General features: G+C 58.2%; 17 protein-coding genes and 1 tRNA gene. 11 read left to right on the forward strand and 7 right to left on the reverse strand.

Annotated features, from left to right (window positions below; all coding sequences use genetic code 11):
- Position 1 precedes the first annotated feature (1 nt).
- The 6 genes from gldN to IPP95_12925 all read left to right on the forward strand — a co-directional run bounded on the left by gldN (position 2) and on the right by IPP95_12925 (position 5,840).
- Entirely contained in the window at positions 2–859 is an 858-nt protein-coding gene (gene gldN / locus IPP95_12900; protein ID QQS72064.1) for a gliding motility protein GldN, read from the forward strand.
- A 180-nt stretch (positions 860–1,039) separates the two neighbouring features.
- Positions 1,040–2,965 (forward strand): ABC-F family ATP-binding cassette domain-containing protein, encoded by a 1,926-nt coding sequence (locus IPP95_12905; protein ID QQS72065.1) that lies wholly within the window; start codon positions 1,040–1,042, stop codon positions 2,963–2,965.
- Positions 2,966–3,028: 63 nt separating this feature from the next.
- Positions 3,029–3,101: transfer RNA gene (locus tag IPP95_12910), tRNA-Met, on the forward strand.
- Between the two features lie 117 nt (positions 3,102–3,218).
- The gene (era, locus tag IPP95_12915) at positions 3,219–4,094 is read left to right on the forward strand and encodes a GTPase Era (protein ID QQS72066.1); all 876 of its coding nucleotides are present in this window, start codon (positions 3,219–3,221) and stop codon (positions 4,092–4,094) included.
- A 145-nt stretch (positions 4,095–4,239) separates the two neighbouring features.
- Positions 4,240–5,541, forward strand: coding sequence for a ribosome biogenesis GTPase Der (der, locus tag IPP95_12920; protein ID QQS72067.1), 1,302 nt, complete (start codon positions 4,240–4,242; stop codon positions 5,539–5,541).
- Between the two features lie 104 nt (positions 5,542–5,645).
- Positions 5,646–5,840, forward strand: coding sequence for a hypothetical protein (locus IPP95_12925; GenBank protein QQS72068.1), 195 nt, complete (start codon positions 5,646–5,648; stop codon positions 5,838–5,840).
- A 268-nt stretch (positions 5,841–6,108) separates the two neighbouring features.
- On the opposite strand, the gene IPP95_12930 is transcribed toward IPP95_12925, so the two are convergent.
- From IPP95_12930 to IPP95_12960, 7 genes are all read right to left on the reverse strand, one after another.
- Positions 6,109–6,456, reverse strand: a complete 348-nt coding sequence (locus IPP95_12930) for a hypothetical protein (protein ID QQS72069.1) — start codon at positions 6,454–6,456, stop codon at positions 6,109–6,111.
- Between the two features lie 4 nt (positions 6,457–6,460).
- Entirely contained in the window at positions 6,461–7,810 is a 1,350-nt protein-coding gene (gene preA / locus IPP95_12935) for an NAD-dependent dihydropyrimidine dehydrogenase subunit PreA (protein ID QQS72070.1), read from the reverse strand.
- Positions 7,811–7,813: 3 nt separating this feature from the next.
- Positions 7,814–9,157, reverse strand: coding sequence for an FAD-dependent oxidoreductase (locus IPP95_12940; protein ID QQS72071.1), 1,344 nt, complete (start codon positions 9,155–9,157; stop codon positions 7,814–7,816).
- A 114-nt stretch (positions 9,158–9,271) separates the two neighbouring features.
- The gene (locus IPP95_12945; GenBank protein ID QQS72072.1) at positions 9,272–10,138 is read right to left on the reverse strand and encodes an acyltransferase; all 867 of its coding nucleotides are present in this window, start codon (positions 10,136–10,138) and stop codon (positions 9,272–9,274) included.
- A 94-nt stretch (positions 10,139–10,232) separates the two neighbouring features.
- Positions 10,233–10,631, reverse strand: a complete 399-nt coding sequence (locus IPP95_12950; GenBank protein QQS74271.1) for a GxxExxY protein — start codon at positions 10,629–10,631, stop codon at positions 10,233–10,235.
- Between the two features lie 47 nt (positions 10,632–10,678).
- Positions 10,679–12,058 (reverse strand): dihydropyrimidinase, encoded by a 1,380-nt coding sequence (gene hydA / locus IPP95_12955; GenBank protein QQS72073.1) that lies wholly within the window; start codon positions 12,056–12,058, stop codon positions 10,679–10,681.
- A 73-nt stretch (positions 12,059–12,131) separates the two neighbouring features.
- Positions 12,132–13,829 carry an NCS1 family nucleobase:cation symporter-1 gene (locus IPP95_12960; protein QQS72074.1) on the reverse strand — a complete coding sequence of 566 codons (1,698 nt, stop codon included), beginning with the start codon at positions 13,827–13,829 and terminating at the stop codon, positions 12,132–12,134.
- A 184-nt stretch (positions 13,830–14,013) separates the two neighbouring features.
- Here IPP95_12960 and IPP95_12965 point away from each other — a divergent pair, with 184 nt between their 5' ends.
- The 5 genes from IPP95_12965 to IPP95_12985 all read left to right on the forward strand — a co-directional run bounded on the left by IPP95_12965 (position 14,014) and on the right by IPP95_12985 (position 22,289).
- Positions 14,014–16,164 (forward strand): peptidylprolyl isomerase, encoded by a 2,151-nt coding sequence (locus tag IPP95_12965; protein ID QQS72075.1) that lies wholly within the window; start codon positions 14,014–14,016, stop codon positions 16,162–16,164.
- A gap of 2 nt (positions 16,165–16,166) precedes the next feature.
- A complete protein-coding gene (locus IPP95_12970) occupies positions 16,167–17,033 on the forward strand; it encodes a hypothetical protein (protein QQS72076.1) in 867 nt (288 codons plus the stop codon).
- The gene (locus IPP95_12975) at positions 17,017–18,414 is read left to right on the forward strand and encodes a peptidylprolyl isomerase (GenBank protein QQS72077.1); all 1,398 of its coding nucleotides are present in this window, start codon (positions 17,017–17,019) and stop codon (positions 18,412–18,414) included. The genes IPP95_12970 and IPP95_12975 overlap by 17 nt, the downstream gene beginning before the upstream one ends.
- Positions 18,415–18,438: 24 nt before the next feature.
- Positions 18,439–19,404, forward strand: coding sequence for a MoxR family ATPase (locus IPP95_12980; GenBank protein ID QQS72078.1), 966 nt, complete (start codon positions 18,439–18,441; stop codon positions 19,402–19,404).
- A 170-nt stretch (positions 19,405–19,574) separates the two neighbouring features.
- Complete coding sequence (locus IPP95_12985; protein QQS72079.1) at positions 19,575–22,289, forward strand: hypothetical protein; 2,715 nt, start codon at positions 19,575–19,577, stop codon at positions 22,287–22,289.
- Positions 22,290–22,496: the final 207 nt, after the last annotated feature.

The raw sequence follows: 22,496 nt of genomic DNA on the forward strand, positions 1-22,496 counted from the left end.
GATGAAGACCCTGAAGAACATTCTCTACGTCGCGCTGCTCGGCTTGGCCACCACTCCTTCGGGTTCGGTGCAGGCACAGACCGTGCTTGACGGTGCCTACATCAAGGAGCACACCAAGACCCAACGCGTGGTACCCTATCCGTACATCCGGGAGGCCGACGTGATGTGGTACCGGCGTGTGTGGCGCGAGATCGACCTGCGGGAGAAGATCAACCTGCCGTTGTACTATCCGATCGAGCCGATCAACGATCGGAAGAGCCTTTTCGATGTGATCAAGCAGGGTATTCTGGATGATGGCTCGATCACTGCCTATGATGTGGGCGCAACCGCTCAGGATGATGAGTTCAAGAAGCCGCTTCTACCTGCTGAGGTGAAGGCGTTGTTGAGCAAGGCCGATACCTCGTATACGGAGAATATTTACACCGGCGCCTTGGACACGGTGTACAGCTCCTCAGAAGTGACCAGCGATAAGATCAAGCGGTATGAGCTGAAGGAGGATTGGATCTTCGACCGGCAACGCTCGGTGATGGACATCCGGATCATAGGCCTTTGCCCCAAGAAGGAGGTTCTAGGGGACCAAGGTGAAGTAAAGGGCTATGTACCGTTGTTCTGGCTCTATTTCCCGGAACTCCGGTACGTGCTCGTGAACTGGGACGTGTTCAACCGGGAGAACGATGCGGAGCGTCGCTCGTTCGATCATGTGTTCTGGACCCGCCAGTTCAACAGCACCATCACCAAGGTAAGCAACGTCTACGACCGTAAGGTGAACCAATATGCGACCGGAATGGACGGCCTATTACAAGCGGAGGCGATCAAGGAGGACTTGTTCAACTTCGAGCACGACCTTTGGAACTTCTGAGCAAGCATCCCATTTTCAATTGAAGGCCCCGCAAGTTGCGGGGCCTTTCTCATGTGTACGGATCGTCGCGTCGTTCCACCGGTGGTCCCGATGCGGAGTGGATGCTGAATACGGAATGGGCGTTAAAAGTCGGCCACCTTCCCCCGTCTCAAACTAGCCCTACCTTTGCCGCCCGAAAAAATGATCAGCGTCAGCAACCTTCTTCTGCATTTTGGCGAACGCCCCATGTTCGACAACGTCTCCTTCTTCATCGGAACGGATGACCGCATCGGGCTCGTGGGTCGCAATGGAGCGGGCAAGAGCACACTGCTGAAGATCCTTGCCGGCCAACAGCCCTTCGACAAAGGGAATATCGGCAGACCTAAGGAGCTCACCATGGGCTATTTGCCCCAGCAAATGGACCATGACCTGGACCTCACCCCATGGCAGGTGGCGGAGAAGGCATTTGCCGAGGCGCAGGAGCTGAACGCCTCCATCGACCGGATCACTGCCGACTTGGAAAAGGCCACCACGGACGATGAGGCCATGGAACTGGCAACGATGCTCGCGCATGCCCATGAACGGCTGAATACTTTGGGCGTCACCGACCATGACATGCGGATCGAGCGCATGTTGAAGGGTATCGGCTTCGTGGAACAAGACATGCACCGCAGCATGAAGGAACTCAGCGGGGGCTGGCGCATGCGTGCGGAATTGGCGCGGATCCTCCTCATGCAGCCGGACCTCTTGCTGTTGGACGAACCGACCAATCACTTGGACTTGCCCGCGATCCAATGGCTGGAGGACCTGCTCAGGACCTATCCGGCTGCCTTGGTGTTGATCAGCCACGATAAGACCTTCTTGGACAAGCTCACGAAGCGCACGTTGGAGGTCACCGGCGGCGAGATCATCGACCGCAAAGTGCCTTGGAGCCAATATGTGGAGCTGCGCAAGGTGGAACGCGAACAGCAATCCGCCGCCGCGAAGGAACAGCAGCGCTACATCAAGGAGACCGAGGCGCTCATCAACAAATTCCGGGCAAAAGCCAGCAAGGCCGCGTTCGCGCAGAACCTCATCAACAGGCTGGACAAGCTGGACCGCATCGAGGTGGAGGACGAGGACCTGCGGAAGATGCTGGTGAAATTCCCGCCCGCACCCACCAGCGGGAAGCTGGTCTGCGAGGTGCTTGGGGTCTCCAAGGCCTACGGTCCGAAGCGGATCTTCAGCAATGCGGAGCTGACCATCGCCAAAGGTGAACACTTGGCCTTGGTGGGCGCGAACGGTACGGGCAAGAGCACGCTGGTGCGGATGATCATGCGGGAGGAGCCCTTCGAAGGCGAGATCAGGCTGGGCCACAACGTGATCACGGGTTATTACGCACAGGACATGCCTGAGCGAATGGCCCCGCAACGCACCGTGATCGAGACCGCGGAGGATGCCGCCAGCGAGGAGAACAGGGCGCGCGTCCGTGCCATGCTCGGAGCCTTCATGTTCAGTGGCGAGGACGTGGACAAGAAGGTAAAGGTGCTCAGTGGGGGAGAGCGTGCGCGTTTGGCCCTGTGCTGTATGCTGCTGAAGCCGCTCAATTTCCTTCTTCTGGACGAACCCACGCACCACTTGGACATCCAAAGCAAAGATGTGCTGAAGGAGGCCTTGAAGAATTACGATGGCACTTTCCTTTTGGTGAGCCACGACCGTGACTTCCTCACCGGCCTTACCGACCGGCTACTGGAACTCGACGACTACCGCATCCGCGACCAGCACATGGACATCCTGGAGCTGATCGAAAAGCGCAAGGCCTTACAAGGCGCTGACATTGGCAAGAGCTCCGAGCGCGCAAAAGAGGTGAAGAAACCCAAAACCGGGAAGAACCATCGCGGTGACAAAGACCGTGATAAAGAGCTCCGGAAAGCACGCAACGCCGTGGAGCGACTGGAAAAGCGCTTGGCCGAGCTGGAACAGGAGGAGAAAGACCTTCAGGCCAAGGTGATGAAGGGCAACCTTCCGGCGGACCAAGTGCAGGCTGGTTATGAGAAAATGGGCACGGTGGCCAAGCAGATCGCACAGGTGATGGGGGAATGGGAGGCAGCCTCGGCGCAGGTGGAGGAGCTGGCTGAAGAGGCCTGAGGTCCATTTGAATTCCACTGAACGTGATCTCGTCCTGTATTTGCGCTATATTTGCGCCCCTATTGCGGGGTGGAGCAGATGGTAGCTCGTCGGGCTCATAACCCGAAGGCCGTAGGTTCGAGTCCTACCCCCGCTACTAAAAAGGGGCTATCTCACATCGGGATGGCCCCTTTGGTTTTCCTGAGCTGAGTGTTCCAACTTGAAGCATCGAACGATCCCACCGCTTTCCAACGACCTTCGTAGTCTCAATAGCATGGAACACCGCGCGGGATACGTCAACATAATCGGGAGGCCCAATGTGGGGAAGAGCACCCTGCTGAACGCCTTGTTGGGCGAGAAGCTGGTGATCGTGAACCCGAAGGCGCAGACCACGCGGCACCGCATCCTCGGCATCCTCAATGGGGAAGATCACCAACTTATCCTCTCCGATACGCCCGGTATTCTGGAGCCGGTCTACAAGCTGCAGGAGAGCATGATGCACGCAGTGGACGAGGCGCTCCGCGATGCCGATGTGCTGATCGTAATGGTGGAGCTGGGCGAAACACCCGAGAAGTCCGAGGAGCTTTTGCGCAGGGCACGCCGATTTGATGGGAAAACCTTGGTGCTGATCAACAAGGTAGATCTGGGTGATGAGGAGAGACTGAACACGGCCTTTGAAGCTTGGCATCAGGCATTCCCGGATGCCACGGTGCTGCCGATCTCCGCCTTGCACGGGCTGTATGTGAAGGAACTGCGCTCCAAGTTGATCGATCTGCTGCCGGAGCATCCGCCGTATTTCCCGAAGGATGAGATGAGCGATCGCGACATGCGCTTCTTCATCAGCGAGATGATCCGCGAGAAGATCCTGAGCATCTACAAACAGGAGATCCCGTACAGCGCCCAGGTGGTGGTGAACAGCTACGAGGAAAGCCCGGAGATCGTGAAGATCCAGGCGGACGTGTTCGTGATGCGTGATAGCCAGAAGGGCATTATCATCGGAAAAGGCGGGGGAGCGCTGCGCCAGCTAGGCACCGAGGCGCGCAAGGCCATAGAAAAGTTCGTCAACAACAAGGTCTTCCTGGACCTGAAGGTGAAAGTGGACGAGGATTGGCGCGGGGATGAACGGAAACTACGTGGATACGGGTATTGAGAGCCGGCCAAGGCTATCGGATTTTCATCACAGAGGCACAGAGAACACAGAGAAAGATCAATACGGGCGGCGATGGAGGAACAAGGGAGCTGCTGCGCAACAGCCCGGTTCTGAAGCCCCGACCGGACAACAGGGATTTGAAAAGATGAACATCGTCGCAATCGTTGGTCGCCCGAACGTGGGCAAGAGCACGCTCTTCAACCGGCTCATCGAGAGCCGCATCGCCATCACCGACCCCACGGCGGGCACCACCCGGGACCGCCATTACGGCAAGGCCGAATGGAACGGGAAGCACTTCGACGTAGTGGATACCGGGGGCTACGTGCAGGGCAGCGATGATGTGTTCGAGAAGGAGATCCGCAAACAGGTGGCGCTTGCCATCGAGGAGGCGGACAGCATCCTCTTCCTCGTGGATACCCAGCAAGGGATCACAGGAATGGACCAAGCGGTCGCCCAAATGCTCCGCAAGGCTGAAAAGCCCGTATTCCTAGTGGCCAACAAGGTGGATTCGAACGACAAGGACGTGTATGCGGCGGAGTTCTACAAATTCGGCCTGGGAGAGGTGTACAGCATCAGCGCGCAAAGCGGAGCAGGCACCGGCGACCTGTTGGACGAAGTGGTGAAAGGCTTCGCGAAGCCTACGGAGGAGGTGCTGGACGAGCGTCCGAAGATCGCGATCGTGGGCAAGCCGAACGTCGGAAAATCCTCGCTGGTGAACACGCTGTTGGGCAATGAGCGCAACATCGTGACGCCCGTGGCGGGCACCACCCGGGACAATATCAACTCGCACTATACCGGCTTTGGTTTCGACGTGACGTTGCTCGACACCGCAGGGATCCGCCGCAAGAGCAAGGTGGACGAGGACATCGAGTTCTACAGCGTTCTGCGCAGCGTCCGCGCCATCGAGGAGAGTGACGTGTGCCTTCTGATGATCGATGCACAAGATGGCGTCAACCACCAGGACCTGCACATCTTCTCCATGATCGAGAAGGGAGGCAAAGGCATCGTGGTGGTGGTGAACAAGTGGGACCTTATCGAGAAGGACACCAAGACGACCTTGGTCTTCGAAGAGGAGATCCGCCGCAAACTTGCGCCTTTCACGGACCTGCCAATCGTGTTCACCTCGGTCACGGAAAAGCAACGGATCCACAAGGCCTTGGAATTGGCCATGGAAGTTTACGCGAACCGCGCCCAGCGGATCGCCACGCGCAAGCTCAACGACGTGATGCTGCCGGAGATCGAGCGGATGCCGCCACCGATGAACAAGGGGAAGTCGATCCGCATCAAGTATGTTACGCAGCTACCCGGTGTGGTACCGGCGTTCGCCTTCTTCTGCAACCTGCCGCAGTATGTGAAGGAGAGCTACACGCGCTACCTGGAGAATAAGCTGCGCGAGCACTTCACCTTCACGGGCGTGCCGATCCGGGTGTTCTTCCGGAAGAAGTGAGGGCGGGCAGGTGACTTTAGTATTTCACGAGTGTGCGATGCTTCTCGGTCGAGTGCGTTATGCCGTATCTTTCCTTTTAACTTTGCTGAACAACCGCATCAGACATGAAAGGCGTGATCATTCTTGAGGACCAAGCCAACAACAAGCGCTACTTGCAGATCGATGTTGCGGAGCTTGACAAGCACCGTGAACAGATCGAGGATATGATGGACGGCCTCATTGCCGAACAGCGCGGTGGCCAGCCCTCGATCACGCTTGAGGCGTTGGAAGAGAAATTGCTCAAGCAAGGGAAGCTTTGACCTATAAGGTCAGGATCGTGCGCGATGCGGAGCGGGATCTCGCTTCGGTGCATTCGGTCGTGGTACCAAGGTTGGTCAAGGCGATCAGAGCATTGGCTACGGAACCGCGTCCGCCAGGTTGCAAGAAGCTCAAGGGCGCGCATTCCGAATCGTGGCGGATCAGGGTTGGCGCTTACCGCATACCTATGTGATCGACGACGGGATCCGCGTGGTGGAGATCCGTGAGGTGGGGCATCGAAAGGATATCTATAGGTGAAGTGAGGATGGCTTAGTTCTCACCAATATCCATGGACCGTGCATCTTCATTTATGAGCAAATAGGTCTTCTCTGTGCCGACGGAAAACTTCAGCGATTTGCCTGTGACAACAAACCGGTTAACTCCGTCCAGTGTTTTAACGGCACACATACTGGCTCCGGCCTTGTTTTTTCCAGCATCGCGTGTGACATTGGTACACAGCATCCATTCTCGTTCACCGGGAACTTCAACAAGCATATAGTCATAGTAATCCTGTGCCTTATCCGTAACGTTCAGTCCAACTCCGAAAAGTCGAATCCTTGTGCCGCGCCAAAAGTCTTGTTCATCTGGCACATCTGCCAATGGGACTAGCTTATCCATGGTTCTACCCCTTGTAGTGCCGCGGCTTCACCTTCGCCAGCGCCTCCGCAGGCTCAGGCACCCAATGGTGCAAGCCGCCCGCCAGCGGGTCATCAAATGTCTTCGGAATGTTGCCCGCACGTGTGCGGTCACCCCAGGTGAGGTGCTCTTTGCCGTCATCGCGGCGTTCCATGGTGATGCACTCCTCCACGGGGCACACGATGGAGCAGAGGTTGCAGCCTACGCAGTTCTCCTCGATGATCGTCGGTTTGCGGTCCGCGGGGTCGTTGCTTAGCGAGATGGCCTGATGCGCACCGTCCTCACAGGCGGTGTAGCAGAGCTGACAGCCGATACACTTGTCCTTGTTGATGTCGGCCACCACCTTGTACTTCAGGTTGAGGTCTTCCCAATGCAAGATGTTGGGAAGTGCTTTTCCGCGGAAGTCCTCAATGGTCTTGAAACCCTTTTCATCCATGTAGCGCTCCAGTCCTGTTTTCAGGTCGCGGATGATGCCGAAGCCGAAGTGCATCACGGCGGTACATACTTGCACGGAAGTGGCACCAAGGAGAATGAACTCGGCAGCATCACGCCAATTCTCCACGCCGCCGATCCCACTGATCGGAATGCCGACCTGCTTGTCCTGCGCACAGTTCTTCAGCATATTCAACGCGATCGGCTTCACGGCCGGGCCGCAGTAGCCGCCATTGGTGCTCTTGCCGTCCACATTGGGGGAGGGCACGAAGGTGTCCAGGTCCACGCCTATTACGCTTTGGATCGTGTTGATCAACGAGATCGCATCGCTACCACCTGCTCTTGCAGCACGCGCCGGCCGCGTGATGTCCGAAATGTTCGGCGTGAGCTTCGTGATCACTGGGATCTTCGCCACTTCTTTCACCCATTCCACGATGGTCTGCAGCACCTTCGGCTCCTGGCCCACGGCGCTGCCCATGCCTCGTTCGCACATACCGTGCGGGCAGCCGAAGTTCAGTTCGATGCCATCGGCCCCTGCGTTCTCCACATCGCGAACGATGTTGTGCCATTCCTCGCGTGTCTCCACCATCAGCGAGGCGATCACGGCATGGTCTGGAAAGCGTTTCTTCACCTCTGAGATCTCGCGCAGGTTGTCCTTTAATGGCCGGTCGGTGATCAGCTCGATGTTGTTGAATCCCACCATGCGGTTGTCGCGGTAGTTCAAGCTGCCGTAGCGGCTGCTCACATTCACCACGGGCACGCCGAGGGTTTTCCACACGGCCCCGCCCCAGCCCGCATCGAAGGCTTTCATGATCTGATAGCCGGAGTTGGTCGGTGGAGCAGATGCCAGCCAGAATGGATTTGGACTCTTGATCCCTGCGAGGTTCGTTCTAAGATCTGCCATGGCTTATTTCTTCAAGTATTGATCAATTCCGTGTGCTGCCTTCTTTGCTTCCGCCGCGGCATTCACCACTTCCACACCGCCGTTCACGGCATCGCCCGCAGCGAAATACTTCGGGTTGTTGGTCTGAAAATGTTCGTTCACCACCAGCCTTCCACGGTCATCTAGGATGCGGCTCTTGTGTTCCAGCTTTACGCCGGAGATCTGCTCCAACAGTTCCACCTGCTTGCCTTGGCCGGTGCCGAGCAACACCATGTCGCAGGGTTCTACGAACTCGCTTCCGGGGATCGCTTCGATCCTTCCGTAGGCCGCTTTGTTGCGGATGAACTTCACGCCGTTGACCGCCTTGTCCCCCATCACTTCAACCGGTGTGACGTAGAATAACGCCTTCGCTCCGCTCTTCTTCGCGAGGTCGAACTCGAAGCTGTACGCGCCCATTTCCTCGGGCCCGCGACGATAAGCGATGATGACGCTTTCGGCACCCATGCGGCAGCTTTCGCTGGCGGCATCCATGGCCGTGTTGCCACCGCCGAGCACGATCACCTTTTGGCCGACAGGGGTCTTGTGCTGTTTCATCCGCAGTTCCTCCACGAACTCCAGCGCACCGATCACACCTTGCATGTCCTCTCCAGGAATGCCCAAGGCGGAAGTCGCTCCCAAGCCGATACCGATGAAGATCGCGTCATAGCCTTTTTCCAGTTTTTCAAAATCCGCACGACCGGCGATCGGCTTGTTGTAATGCACGTTAAAGCCGAACTGATCTTGCAGGTAGCTGATCTCATCAACCGCTTCCTCGTTCGTCAATTTATATGGCGCTACACCATAGACGCAGAGGCCGCTGGGCTTGGCCTTCGCCTCGAAGATGTCCACCGCATGGCCGAGCATGCGTAATTCGCAAGCAGCGGAAATGCCCGCAGGACCGGCACCCACAATGGCGACTTTCTTTCCTGTGTCTTTGCCGGTGCGGAAGAGTTTCTTCTTGGAACGGATCACCTTGTCCGTGGCATGTGATTGCAAGCGCCCGATCTCGATCGGTTTGACATCGCTGTAGTTGTACACGCAAGCGCCTTCGCAGAGCTCCTCGGTAGGGCAGACATTCCCGCAGGCATGGCCCATCCAGTTGCTATCATAGATCGTCTTGGCGGCACCGTCCTTGTTGTCGCTGTTGATCTGGCGGATAAAGAGCGGTATGTCGATCCCGGTAGGGCACGCGGTGATGCACGGCGCATCGTAGCAGTACAGGCAGCGGGAGCTTTCGTAGTAGGCTTCCGTGTCCGTCATCAACGGCTTCTTCGGGTGGAAGTTGGCCGCGAATTCGGCCGGGGTGGTGGGTTTTTTATATTCTGCCATGGGGATGTGAAATGCGTTACGGGTTGGCGGGTTGCGCGTGGCGGGTTACGTGTTGTGCATTGCGGTGGTATGAACTCGTAACCCGCAACACGTTAACCCGCAACGACCTAGGATTTAGAGTTCAACCAGCTTCCCGTAAGTTTCCGGCCTTCTATCCCTGAAGAACTGCCATGTACTCCGCACTTCTTCGATCAGATCAAGGTCGAATTCCGCGATCAACAGTTCATCGTCATCACGGGAGGCTTGTGCGAAGATCTGTCCGCGCGGATCCACGAAGTAGCTCTGGCCGTAGAACTTGCCGAGGTTCCACGGCTTCTCTTCGCCCACGCGGTTGATGCAGCCCATGAAGTAGCCGTTCGCCGCAGCGTGCGCCGGTTGCTCCAGCTTCCAGAGGTATTCGCTCAGGCCAGCCACCGTTGCGGAAGGATTGTAAACGATCTCCGCGCCGTTGAGTCCGAGGCATCTTGCACCGTCGGGGAAGTGGCGGTCGTAGCAGATGTACACACCCACTTTAGCATACTTCGTTTGGAACACGGGGTAGCCGAGGTTGCCGGGTTTGAAGAAGAATTTCTCCCAGAAGCCGGTGGTGTGCGGGATGTGGTTCTTGCGGTATTTGCCGAGGTAGGTGCCGTCGGCATCGATCACCGCCGCCGTGTTGTACAGCACGCCGGGTGACTCTTTCTCGTAGATCGGCACGATGATGACCATGTTGTATTTCTTGGCGTAGGTCTGCATCAGCTCCGTGGTGGGGCCGGGCACGCTCTCCGCGCTTTCGTACCACTTCTTGTCCTGGCCGGGGCAGAAGTAGGGCGTGTTGAAGATCTCCTGCAGGCAGAGGATCTGCACGCCTGCCTTTCCGGCTTTCTCGATGAAAGGGATGTGCTTCTGCACCATCGCATCGATGATCTCGGGGATGGTTCCTTCGCCTTCTGTTTTCGGGAGGCTCATCTGTATGAGGCCGCTCTTAATTGTCCTTGGCATTTCGTGGGTTTTGGAACGCAGATGACGCTGAAAGATGGATCTACGCTGATTTTGAGTTGTGGGTGTGGCGTGCTGATGTATGTGTAAAGGTGGGTCAACACATCCGGCGGTTGGAAAAGATCTTTCGTTTGACCTGTGGCTTGGTGCCGAAGTTGAGCAGAAGGCCCACCTCAATTTTTGTGGCCTTAAGGTAGTTGATGAGTTGGTACTCGTGCTCTTTGCAGATGGTCTCCGCTGCTTTCAACTCCAAGATCACAAGGTCGTCGACTAACAGGTCGGCATAGTACTGCCCCACTTCCTTTTCCTGATAGTATACAGTGACAGGACTCTGACGAACGACAGTTAGCCCCATGTTCAGAAGTTCCAAGTACAGTGCATTTTCGTAAACTTTTTCGAGAAAGCCATAGCCCAAGGAATTGTACACCGTATAGAACGCCTTGATGATCGCCTCGGTCAGTTCAGCATGCAGATATTCTTCTTCCACCTCCTGCATTTTATCTGCGTGTATCTGCTCTTTCAGCGTCATCTGCGTTCCATTGCTCAAAGCATCCCCGATACCTTCGCCCGCTTCACGAACTGTCCGTAGCCTTTCTTGATCTTCACCTCGCCGTTATGGATGGCCACTTGGCCGCGCAGGATCACGGTCTTCACCTTACCGGTGAGTTCCTTGCCCTCGTAGCCGCTGTAGTCCGTGTTCATGTGGTGCGTCTTCGCGCTGAGCACATGCTTCTCGTTCGGGTCGAAGAGGATGATGTCCGCGTCGCTGCCGATGCCGATGGTGCCTTTGCGGGGGAACATCCCGAAGATCTTCGCCGGGTTGGTGGCGGTGACCTCCACGAATTTGTTCAGCGTGATGCGCTTCTTGTTCACGCCTTCGCTGAAGAGCAGTTCCATGCGGTGCTCGATGGCGGGATGCCCGTTGGGGATCTTCGAGAAATCGTCCTTGCCCATGGCTTTCTGCTCCAAGGTGAAGGGGCAATGGTCCGTGGCCACCACCTGCACGGTGCCTTGGTCTATTGCGCCCCACAATGCGGCGATGTCCTTTTTCTCGCGCAGCGGCGGGCTCATCACCCACTTCGCGCCGTCCTCGCGTTCGTACAACGAGGCATCCAGCAGCAGGTATTGGATGCAGGTTTCCGCCAGCACGCGCTGGTTGCGTCGCGCTGCGTCGCGCACATGGTTCAGCGCGCCTTCGCAGGTCATGTGTACGATGTACGCGGGCACGCCGGTGTAGGAGGCCATGTCGGCAAAGCGACCGGTGGCCTCGGCCTCGGTGATCTCCGGCTGGCTGAGATAGTGGTACAGTGGCGCCATGTTCCCTTCCGCGCGGTTCTTCTGCACCAGGAAGTCGATCATGTCGCCGTTGGTGGCATGCACGGTAACGATGCCGCCGTTCGCCTTCACCTCGTTCATCAGGCCCACCATCTGGCGGTCGTCGATCATCAGCGCGCCCTTGTAAGCCATGAAGGTCTTGAAGCTGGTGATGCCCTCCTGCTCGATCATCTCCTTCACCTCCTTCTTCGTGTCGTCGTTGAAATCGGTGACGGCCATGTGCCAACCGAGGTCGCCGTAGAGGTTGCCCTTCATGCGGCCCTGCCAGGTTTCCAGCGCATGGTGCAGGCTCTTGCCTTGCGTTTGTAGAATGAAGTCGATCACCATGGTGGTGCCGCCGTGGAGCGCGGCGAGCGTTCCGGTGGAATAATCATCGCTGCTGAAGGTGCCCATGAAGGGCATGGCAAGGTGTACGTGCGGGTCGATGCCGCCGGGCATTACGAACAGGCCTTTCGCGTCGATCACTTCGGCGCCTTCCGCTTTCAGGTCGTGCCCGATGGCCTTTACGTGTTCACCTTCAATGAGAACATCCGCGCGGTGCAGGTCGGCGGCGGTGACAACGGTCCCGTTCTTGATCAATATGCTCATGGTGTGCCGAATGTACCAAGGCTGGGCATTCACCGCCCGGTGTTAGGGGAATTTTGGTGTTGTAGGATGGGCTTCAAGAGGATGTTCGGGCGGTGGCTCTTGTTGCATCCCATCGCTTCAGCACTGCATACACCACGAAGCTCACGATGAACCCCGTGAACCACGAAAGCTGGTAAAGCGCTTCCAGCGGCTTCACCCAATAGCCGATCAGAGCCACAAGCACTCCCGCGATCAAGGCGATCAATGCCGGCTTGCTCACCCCGGCGTGCGGCCCGTTCTCTCGGTACAGGTCCGCCAGTATGAGCGTGCGTTTCCGCACGAGGAAATAATCGCAGAGCAGAATGCCCAACACCGGACCGAGCAGACCGCTTACGAAGACGAGGATGCCGCTGATCTCGTCCATCAGCCACCAAGGGCAGATCACCACGCCGATCAGCCCGGCGATCACGCCGCCAACACGGAAGCTGATCTTTTTCGGAAAGAGGTTGCTGATGGCGTTGGCCGGTGCGATCACGTTCGCCGCGATGTTGGTGCTGAGCGTGGCGATCAGCATGGCGAACTGCGCGAAGATCACCACCCCCGGGTTCTGGAATTTGCTCACGAGCGTGACGGGGTCCCACGGTGCATCCTCGGCGATCAGGACGTCCTTGAAGGCCACCACGGCCGCACTGGTGACGAATATGCCGACGAACGAGTAGAACAGCATGGTGCCGGGCAGCCCGATGAACTGGCCCGCGAGCTGGTCTTTCTGCGTCTTTGCGAAGCGCGTGATGTCCGAAATGCTGATCGCCATCGTGGCCCAGAATCCGACCATGGCCGTGAACCAGAGCAGGTAGCTCCAGAAGCCGACACCTTCGTCGGGCGGGGCCTCGGCGTTCACGGTCACGATGCTCGACAGATTGCCTGCATCATCCTTGAACTGCACATTCGCGGTGGTCCGCAGGCCGATGGGCACTTCGGTCACGGGATTCGTGAGCGGGGTCCAGTGGGTTGCCTCCGGATCCTCGGTCGACTCCGGAACTAAGCGATAGTGCGTGGCCTTGAGCGAGCCGTCCGTGTATTGCAGTGGTGCGAGCACCAACGTTCGGCCGGGGGAGTCCGTGGCCTTCGCCATGGTCACCGTGCCGTGCTGCAACTGCTTGCCCTGCTCCAATGCGTTCATGAAACCACCGGCGTTCTTCGCCCCCCAACCGATCAGCAGCAGTCCGATCACGATCAGGATCGGCGCGGCCCAGGTCTCCATCCACTTGATGCTTTCCGTGCCGCGCCAGATGAACCAGATCTGGATCAGCCAGAACACCCCGAAGGCAACGAATTTGCCCATGCTAAGGCCGGGATCGCCCGGTATGCCGAGAGCCGTGTTCCAAATGGAATAGAGCGCCAGCCCGCCGATCCACGCGTTCACGCCGAACCAACCGCAGGCCACGATGGCGCGCACCATGCTGGGGATGTGGATGCCCTGCGTCCCGAAGGCCGAGCGGCCCAACACGGGGAAAGGGATCCCGTATTTCACGCCGGCGTGGCCGTTGAGCACCATGGGCACGGTGATCACCAGATTGGCGAGGCCGATAATGGTGATCGCCGCCTGCCAACTGAGGCCGGCCCGCATCATGTACGAGGCAAGCAGATAGGTGGGGATACACACCGCCATGCCCACCCAGAGCGCAGCCAAGTTCCATACGTTCCAGGTGCGTTTATTGGCCGGGATAGGCGCCAGATCGGCACTGTAGAGGGGGGAGCTGGTGAGGTCGGCGGGAAGTTGTTGCTCCATTAGCGAAAGTGAATATCGGAACAATGTAGGCTGCGCGGGCAGTGGATGTTTACCGGGAAGGTCCCCAAGCCGGGAATGGCGTGAAACGGGGCAGGTTGGATCTTATTAACGTGCAAGCGGCCCTGCCCCGGCCCTCCACTTGCCGATCCGGTTACATTTGTCGCCCTTTACAATGCACCATCCCATGATGAAGCGGATCTTGTTCGGAGCGGCCTTGAGCATACTGGCCTTCGGAGCACAAGCGCAGACCGACGCGAACGACCCCACCTTGATGACCGTGGCGAACCAGCCGGTCTCGCGCAGCGAGTTCGAGTCGATCTACAAGAAGAACAACAAGGACGCGCCGGTGACCAAGGAGGCTCTGGACGAATACTTGGACCTCTTCATCAACTACAAGCTGAAGGTGCGTGCGGCTGAAGACCTTGGCATGGACACGGTGTCGAAGTTCAAAAGCGAGCTGGCGGGCTATCGCACGCAATTGGCACGACCCTACCTGATCGATCGCGGCCTGAACGACCAGCTGATGCAGGAAGCGTTCAACCGCAAAAAAGAGGAGATCCGTGCGAGCCACATCTTGGTGCAGGTAGACCCGGACGCCTCACCGGAAGACACGTTGGCCGCTTGGAAACGGATCGAGGCGTTGCGCGCCCGTGTGGTCGGTGGGGAGGATTTCGCCACCGTGGCCAAAAGCAAGGGCGGTAGCGATGACCCAAGCGCGAAAACCAATGGTGGCGACCTTGGCTACTTCAGCGTGCTGCAGATGGTGTACCCCTTCGAGAATGCGGCCTACAACACACCCGTGGGGCAGGTGAGCCGACCGGTGCGCACCAAGTTCGGCTACCACATCATCAAGGCCACCGATAGGAGACCGGCACAAGGAGAGGTCAAGGTGGCCCACATCATGATCCGCACCACCGACGAGGACAGCCCCGAGAAGCAGCAGGAGGCGGAGAAGAAGATCGAAGAGGCCTATGGCCGCATCAAGAGCGGCGAGTTGAGCTTCTCGGACGCTGCAATGAAGTACAGCGACGATGCCGCCACCAACACCAAGGGTGGTGAACTTCCGCCGTTCACCACGGGCAAAATGATCCCTGAGTTCGAGGAGAAAGCGTTCGCTCTACAAAGTGACGGCGACTTGAGCACCCCGTTCAAGACCTCCTACGGCTGGCACATCGTGAAGCGCCTGAGCTACACCCCGCCTCCCAACTTCGAGGAAGTGAAGGGCGAGCTAAAGACCAAGATCGCCCATGACAGCCGTGCGGAGATCACCCGGAAGAAATTCCTGGCCGACCTGCGGAGCGAGTACCACTTCAAGGCATTCCCCAAGAACCAGGCGGCCGTAGAAAAGGCATTGGACACCACGGTCTTCAGGAAGGGCACAATGGCGATGGACACCTTGTTGCGCAAGGATGCCGAGGAGACCGTCGTGACGCACAACGGCCTGAAATATGACCGCACCATCACCGGCGCGTTGAAGAACGGGAAGATGATGAGCCCGCTCGCGAAGATGGAGGGCAAGATCCCGCCTATGCCGGATGATACCGTGGTGGTGCGCGACGTGGAGCAGGGATGGGTGAACGACAAGGGGCACAATGCCAAGCTCACCAAGCCGGTCTTCACCATCGACGGCAAGAGCTATAGCCAGATGGACCTGTTGGACTACATCCAGCAGAAGCAGCGCCGCGGTCCCGTGCAACCGATAGGCCCGTATGTGAAGGACCATTTCGACCAGTTCGTGGACGACCAGCTATTGGCCTTTGAGGACGGGAACCTGGAGAAGAAATATCCGGAGTTCCGGATGCTGATGAAGGAATACCGCGACGGTATCCTGCTGTTCGAGCTCACTGATGAGAAAGTCTGGAGCAAGGCGGTAAAGGACACGGCAGGACTGGAGAATTACTACGAGCAGCACAAGTTCGACTTCATGTACCCCGTGCGCTACGACCTGGACATCTACACCTGTGCCAATGCCGATGTAGCGAAGCAGGTGCGCGGCCTGGTGAAGAAGGGGAAAGCGGGCAAAGACCTGCTGGCTATCGTCAACAAGAAGGATCCGACCGCGCTTTCCATCGAAAGCGGGCTGTTCACCAAGGAGGAGAAACCGCTGATCAAGGATGTCACATTACCGGGGCTGACCACAGACGTGGCAGCGGACGGCAAGGTGCTCTTCGCTGACATGAAAAAGGTGGTGCAGCCCGAGCCCAAGCCGCTGATCGAGGCCCGGGGACTGGTGACCGCTGCTTATCAGGACCAACTGGAAAAGGACTGGATCAAGGAGCTGCGGGCCAAGTACCCGGTGAAGGTTGAACAGGACGTGCTGTACAGCATCAAGTGACCATGGCGGCATATTGCCCCGGAACGAGCATGGGAAGGGCGGCGGTCATCGCCGCCCTTCTCCTTGCATCCTGCGGGGCGGACCGCGATCCTTCTGACAGTATAGTGGCCGAGGCATACGGCGACAATCTGTATTGGAGCGACCTGCGCCCCGTGGTGCCCATGGACGCCTCCCCGGAGGATAGCGCGGCCATCGCGCGCCGGTTCCTTGACAACTGGGCCAGGGACCGCGTAATGCTGCACATGGCCGAGGAGAACCTGGACAAGGACCAGATGAACGTGGAGGCCCGGATCAAGGCCTATCGGGAATCGCTGCTCACATTTGCGTACGAGCAGGCACTGGTCCTGCAGAACCTGGATACCGTGGTCAGCGGTTCCCAGGTCCAGGACTATTACGACAAGAACATCGCCAATTTCCAGCTGAAGGACAATATCGTCCGCGTCCGCTGGTTCAAGCTGCGGGACAAGGACAAGAAACTGATCAAGCGGGTGGAGCAATTGTGGCGGAGTGAAAAGGAGGAAGATACCCATAGGCTTGAGGTGCTTCTCGCCCAGCGCGGCACCACGATCGTGGACAGCCATGACGATTGGGTGGAGTTTACCGCCTTACAGCAGCAGGTACCTTTGCGCCCGGACAATCCCACGGACTGGTTGCAGCGACAGCAGAAGGTGGTCGTGGAGGACGCCAACGGCACTTATTTCGTGGACTTTCTCGACCATCGATTGAAAGACAGCACCTCGCCGATCGACATGGTGGCCGGACAGGTCCGATCCATTCTCATCAATCAGCGCAAGCTCAAGCTCGTGGAGCGAATGCGCGAAGAACTCTACACCAATGCACTGGCCAAGAAGGATGTCCGTTTCCCATAAAGATGCCTTGGTGGTCCTGGGCCTGCTTGCCATCGGCAGTGGTGCAACACCGGCGCATGCGCAGGAGCAGCAGCCCGCACCTCCGGGCCGTTACATCGATGGGGTCATCGGTAACGTGGCCGGGCGCATTATCCTGTACAGCGAATTGGCGGGCAGGCTGGAACAGGCACGTCAAAGCGGGGAAAAGGTCACGGATTCTTTGGCCTGCAATGAGTTCGAGGATCTGCTATACCAACAGTTGCTGTTGGAGCAGGCACGCATTGACAGCGTGATCCCGGACGAGGTGCAGGTCGGGGCCGAGCTGGACCGTCGCATCCGGTACTTCGAGCAGCAGATCGGCGGGCGGGAGAAGCTGGAGAAATTCTACGGCAAGAGCGTCACTGAGATCAAGGCGGACTTTCACGACCAGGTCTCGGACCAGCTCATGAGCCAACAGATGCAGCAGAAGATCACTGGGGATGCACGGGTGACACCCAAGGAGGTGGAGCAGTTCTTCAAGAGCATCCCCCAGGACAGCCTGCCCTTCATCAACGCCGGGGTGGAGTTCGCGCGCATTTCCATCTATGCCAGACCCACGGAAAATGAAGACCGGCGCGTGAAATTGAAACTGGAGGAATACCGCGATGCCATCGTGAAAGGGGAGAAGGACTTCTGCACCGTGGCCATCCTCTACAGTGAGGACCCGGGTTCGGCGGCCCAATGCGGCGAGCTGGGCATGGTCCCGCAAGGCGTGATGGTGCCCGAGTTCGATGCCGTGGCGATGAGCCTGAAGGGCGGGGAGATATCCCCGGTGTTCAAGACCAAGTACGGATATCACATCATGGAGATGATCGACCGCAAGGGCGAACAGTACAATGCCCGCCACATCCTGTTGATCCCGAAAGCCTCCCCGGCTGACGTGCTCGGGGTAAAGGACCGATTGGACAGCCTGATGACCCAAGTGCGTGACGGAAAACTGGACTTCAGCAAAGCCGCAACGGACCACAATGACGACGAAGACACCAAGGGCACGAACGGTCTGGTGATCGAACCCAACAGCAATAGCCCGCACTGGGCCATCGGCGATCTGGACCAGAAGAACTTCCTCGTGCTGGACAAGCTCCAAGTGGGCCAGATCAGCGAGCCTCAGGCGTTTGAGGACCCGGACGGGAATAAAGGGTATCGGGTCCTTCGTCTAATAAAGCGCACCGATCCGCACCGCATGGACCTGGTGCAGGATTATCCCTTGGTCCAGCAGGCTGCGGAGGCGAAGCTGCGCCAACGGAGCGTGGATGTGTGGGTGAAGGAGAAGCTCACCGGCACCTATGTGAACATCATACCGGCCTATCAAGGCTGCAATTTCGAGCATCCCTGGATCGCTGCATCGGCGCAACAGCCCTAATTTGAACGATCAATACGAATCAGCATGAGCGGAGAGAACAGTGATGTGCGAGCAGTGGAGGAGTTCGGCGCGAAATACCGCCGGTTGAAAGCTGAGATCAACAAGGTCATCATCGGGCAGGACAAGGTGGTGGACGATGTGCTTATTGCTATCTTCAGCCGGGGCCACTGTTTGTTGGTGGGTGTTCCGGGATTGGCCAAGACCTTGTTGGTGAACACCGTGGGCGGTGCGCTGGGCCTCAGCTTCAACCGGATCCAGTTCACACCGGACCTGATGCCCAGTGACATCATCGGCTCCGAAGTGCTCGACCAAGACCGCCAGTTCCGCTTCGTGAAGGGGCCGCTCTTCGCCAACATTATTCTCGCTGACGAGATCAACCGGACCCCGCCCAAGACCCAGGCGGCGCTCCTGGAGGCCATGCAGGAAAAGTCCGTCACTGCGGCAGGTAACACCTTCAAACTGCCTGAGCCCTTCTTCGTGCTGGCCACGCAGAACCCTATTGAGCAGGAAGGAACCTATCCTTTGCCGGAGGCACAGTTGGACCGTTTTATGTTCAACATTTGGGTGGATTATCCTTCCTATCAGGACGAACTTGCGGTGGTGAAGGCCACTACCGGTGGGACCACGGCCACCGTGGAGCCTGTTATGAGCCTTGAAGAGATCCTCTTCTACCAAGGGCTGGTGCGGCGTATTCCGGTGCCGGACAATGTAATGGAGTATGCCGTGAAGTTGGCCACCAGCACGCGTCCCGGAATGCCGGGAACACCGGCGGTGATCCGGGACCATGTGAGTTGGGGAGCCGGGCCGCGGGCGAGCCAGTACTTGGTGATCGGGGCCAAATGCCACGCCTTGGTGCGGGGACGTTTCAGCCCGGACATCGAGGATGTGCAGGCCGTCGCGGAACCGATCCTGCGGCACCGTTTGGTACGTAACTACAAGGCCGAGGCCGAAGGGGTCACCGCGGAACGCATCATCCGCGAGCTGCTCTGACCAGCGATCCCCGGTAGTGAAGAGGGGCCGATCGCACGTTTTCGCGGTGTCCTAGAAGTGCCGTGTCCCTTTTTTCACCAATTTGCGGGTACGGAACCTATCGTATTGACGTGCCTTGGGACCAAGGACGCCCGAAAGCGATGAACCGATCCGCAATACAGCTCCCCAAAATGACCTTTCGAGACCTCGTGCTCCCATTGATCCTCGTTTCGTTCAACCAGAATATTTTGGCTCAAGGGAGCGCTCTTTGGCGATCCACCCCATTGACCTCCATGGCGCAGGAGAGGCGCATGATCAACCCGGACAAGGCGCTGGGTTTCCGGCTGGATACAATGGCCATGCGCGATCGCTTGGGTCATGTTGACCGCGGAACGGTCCTGGATCTGGCTTCTGCCACCGCCGTGATCACACTTCCTTTGCCGAACGGGGATCTCGGGCTGTTCCGTTATCTGGAAACCCCGTTGATGCAGGGCCGGATGGCGGAGCGGTATGCCTACATCCGGACGTATTCGGGTGTCGCTATTGATGATCCGCTGGTCCGCTTGAAGTTCGATCTCACTCCGGCCGGTTTTCATGGAATGATCACGGGCCTGCCCGGCGGGGATGCGTTCATCGACCCTGTCGCCATGGGGAACGGTGTGGACCATCAGGTCTATTGGAAGCGTGACCTGCGCCCCGGATCAGGGAGAAGCCCCATCACCTGCACCTACGACGAAGTGAACGATGTGCCGCACGCCATGGCGCAAACGGCCCAGTGGATCGCACAAGCCGGTGCGGCCCGAGCAGGGGATTGTCAGTTCCGCACCTATCGCTTGGCCTTGGCCTGCACTGGAGAGTATGCCAACTTCTTCGGGGCAACAGGGACGAACAAAGCACCGGCCATCGCGGCCATGGCCACCACGCTCAACCGGGTAAACGGGGTCTATGAACGTGAAGCGGCACTGACCATGGTACTGGTGGCGAACAATGACCAATTGGTGTTCACGAACACCACGACCGATGGTTACAGCAACAACAGTGGAGGGACCATGTTGGGTCAGAACCAGACCAAGTGCGACGCGGTGATCGGCTACTCGAACTATGACATCGGGCACGTTTTTAGCACTGGTGGTGGAGGCGTGGCCTATCTGAACTCACCGTGCACGGGCAATAAGGCGGGGGGCGTCACGGGGCAGTCCGCACCTGTCGGGGACCCCTTCGATATTGACTACGTAGCACACGAGATGGGTCATCAGTACGGGGGCAATCACACACAGAACAACAGTTGCAACCGGGCGGGCCAAGCCGCCGTGGAAGTAGGGAGCGGCATCACCATCATGGGTTATGCGGGGGTGTGCTCCCCGAATGTGGAGGCTCACAGTATCGACATGTTCGGCGGGTACAGCCTCGAGGAGATCCACGCCAACATCACCGGAGGCAATAGCAGTGGATGTCCACAGACGGTGCCATTGGTCAATATGTCGCCCACGGTAAGCGCCGGCGGTGACCGCACCATACCGCGGAACACGCCATTTGTGCTCACCGCCATAGGGGCGGACGTTGATACCGATAACAGCCTCACGTACAGTTGGGAGCAGATGGATTACCAGCCCTCCACCCAGCCTCCGGAGGCATCCAGCGATGATGGCCCGAATTTCCGCCCTTGGCTTCCCACCCCAAGTCCGCAACGATGGTTCCCCAATCTTGAGACCCTTGCTTCCGGAACGCCCCCGTCACCCAACTGGGAGGTGCTGGCCGACGTCCCGCGTACGTACAGCTTCCGCGTCACTGTCCGTGATAATGCCGCAGGTGGTGGCTGCAACGACCAGGACAACATGACCGTGACCGTCAGTGGAAGCTCCGGCCCATTTCTCGTGACCCAGCCCAACACGGCATTGACATGGCCTGCCATGAGCAGCCAAGCGGTCACGTGGAACCCGGCAGGCACTACCGGGTCACCGGTGAACTGCGCGAACGTGGACATTCTGTTGAGCGCGGATGGGGGTCTCACTTATCCGTACACATTGGCGAGCGCCACGCCGAACGACGGGACTGCCGCAGTGGATCTGCCGAACTTGGCCACTACGACGGCCCGGGTGATGGTCCGGGCCAACGGCAATATCTTCTTTGATATCAGCGATCAGGACTTCACGATCACCGCTCCGGAGCAGGTGCTTATCCAGGCGAAGGTGTGGCTGGAAGGCCCCTATGTGGCAGGAGGCATTATGAAGGATGACCTGAGGGCGGCCAGCTTGGTGCCCACGGCGGAACCCTATACCACGCTCGGATTTGCTCAAGCTGGGAACGGGGGAGGGGAGACGTGCGCCTCAGGAGTACTTCTGAACACCGGGGCGGATGCGATCGTTGATTGGGTGCGCCTGGAACTCCGTGCTGCCGGTTCACCTTCCGCACTGGTGGCCACGCGCCAAGCCTTGCTCCAACGGGATGGCGATGTCGTGGATGTCGACGGGACATCCCCGGTCTCATTCGCGGAGCAACCCGGCAATTATTTTGTCGCTGTTCGGCACAGGAACCACCTGGGTTGCATGACGGCGCAGGCGATCACCTTGAACGGAACGGCAACGACCGTGGACTTCACCTCCCTCGCGACCGCCACCTACGGGACCGATGCGCGAAAGCCTTCAGGCAGCGAGCGCTTGCTGTGGATGGGAAATGCCTGGACGGACAACAAGCTTAGCTATACGGGGACTCAAAATGACCGGGACCCGATCCTCGACAGGATCGCGGCGCCGGACCCGACGGCCAGTATTCAGGGATACTTCCCGGAGGATTGTTCCATGGACGGGTTCGTGCGGTATACGGGATCCGGGAACGACAGGGACCCCATCCTCTTGAATATCGAGGGAAACCTGCCCACGGATATCCGGATGGAGCAACTGCCATAGGTTGGTCCAGGGCAGATGAACATCGGTTCTTCGATCGACAAGATCGAATTTTTCGCAGATGAATTATTTGATTTGATCGGCAGGGTTTGACTTTGCAATTCGGTTGAACGTACTTTCGCTTCCAAACAGGTCAACCGAGCACGAATGAAGCTAAGTTTTTCCCTTTTCGCCCTTCTCGCCATGTCGCCTGCTTTCGTGGTGGGTCAA

It is taken from the genome of Flavobacteriales bacterium (assembly GCA_016700415.1).
Classification (GTDB): Bacteria; Bacteroidota; Bacteroidia; order Flavobacteriales_F; family PHOS-HE28; genus PHOS-HE28.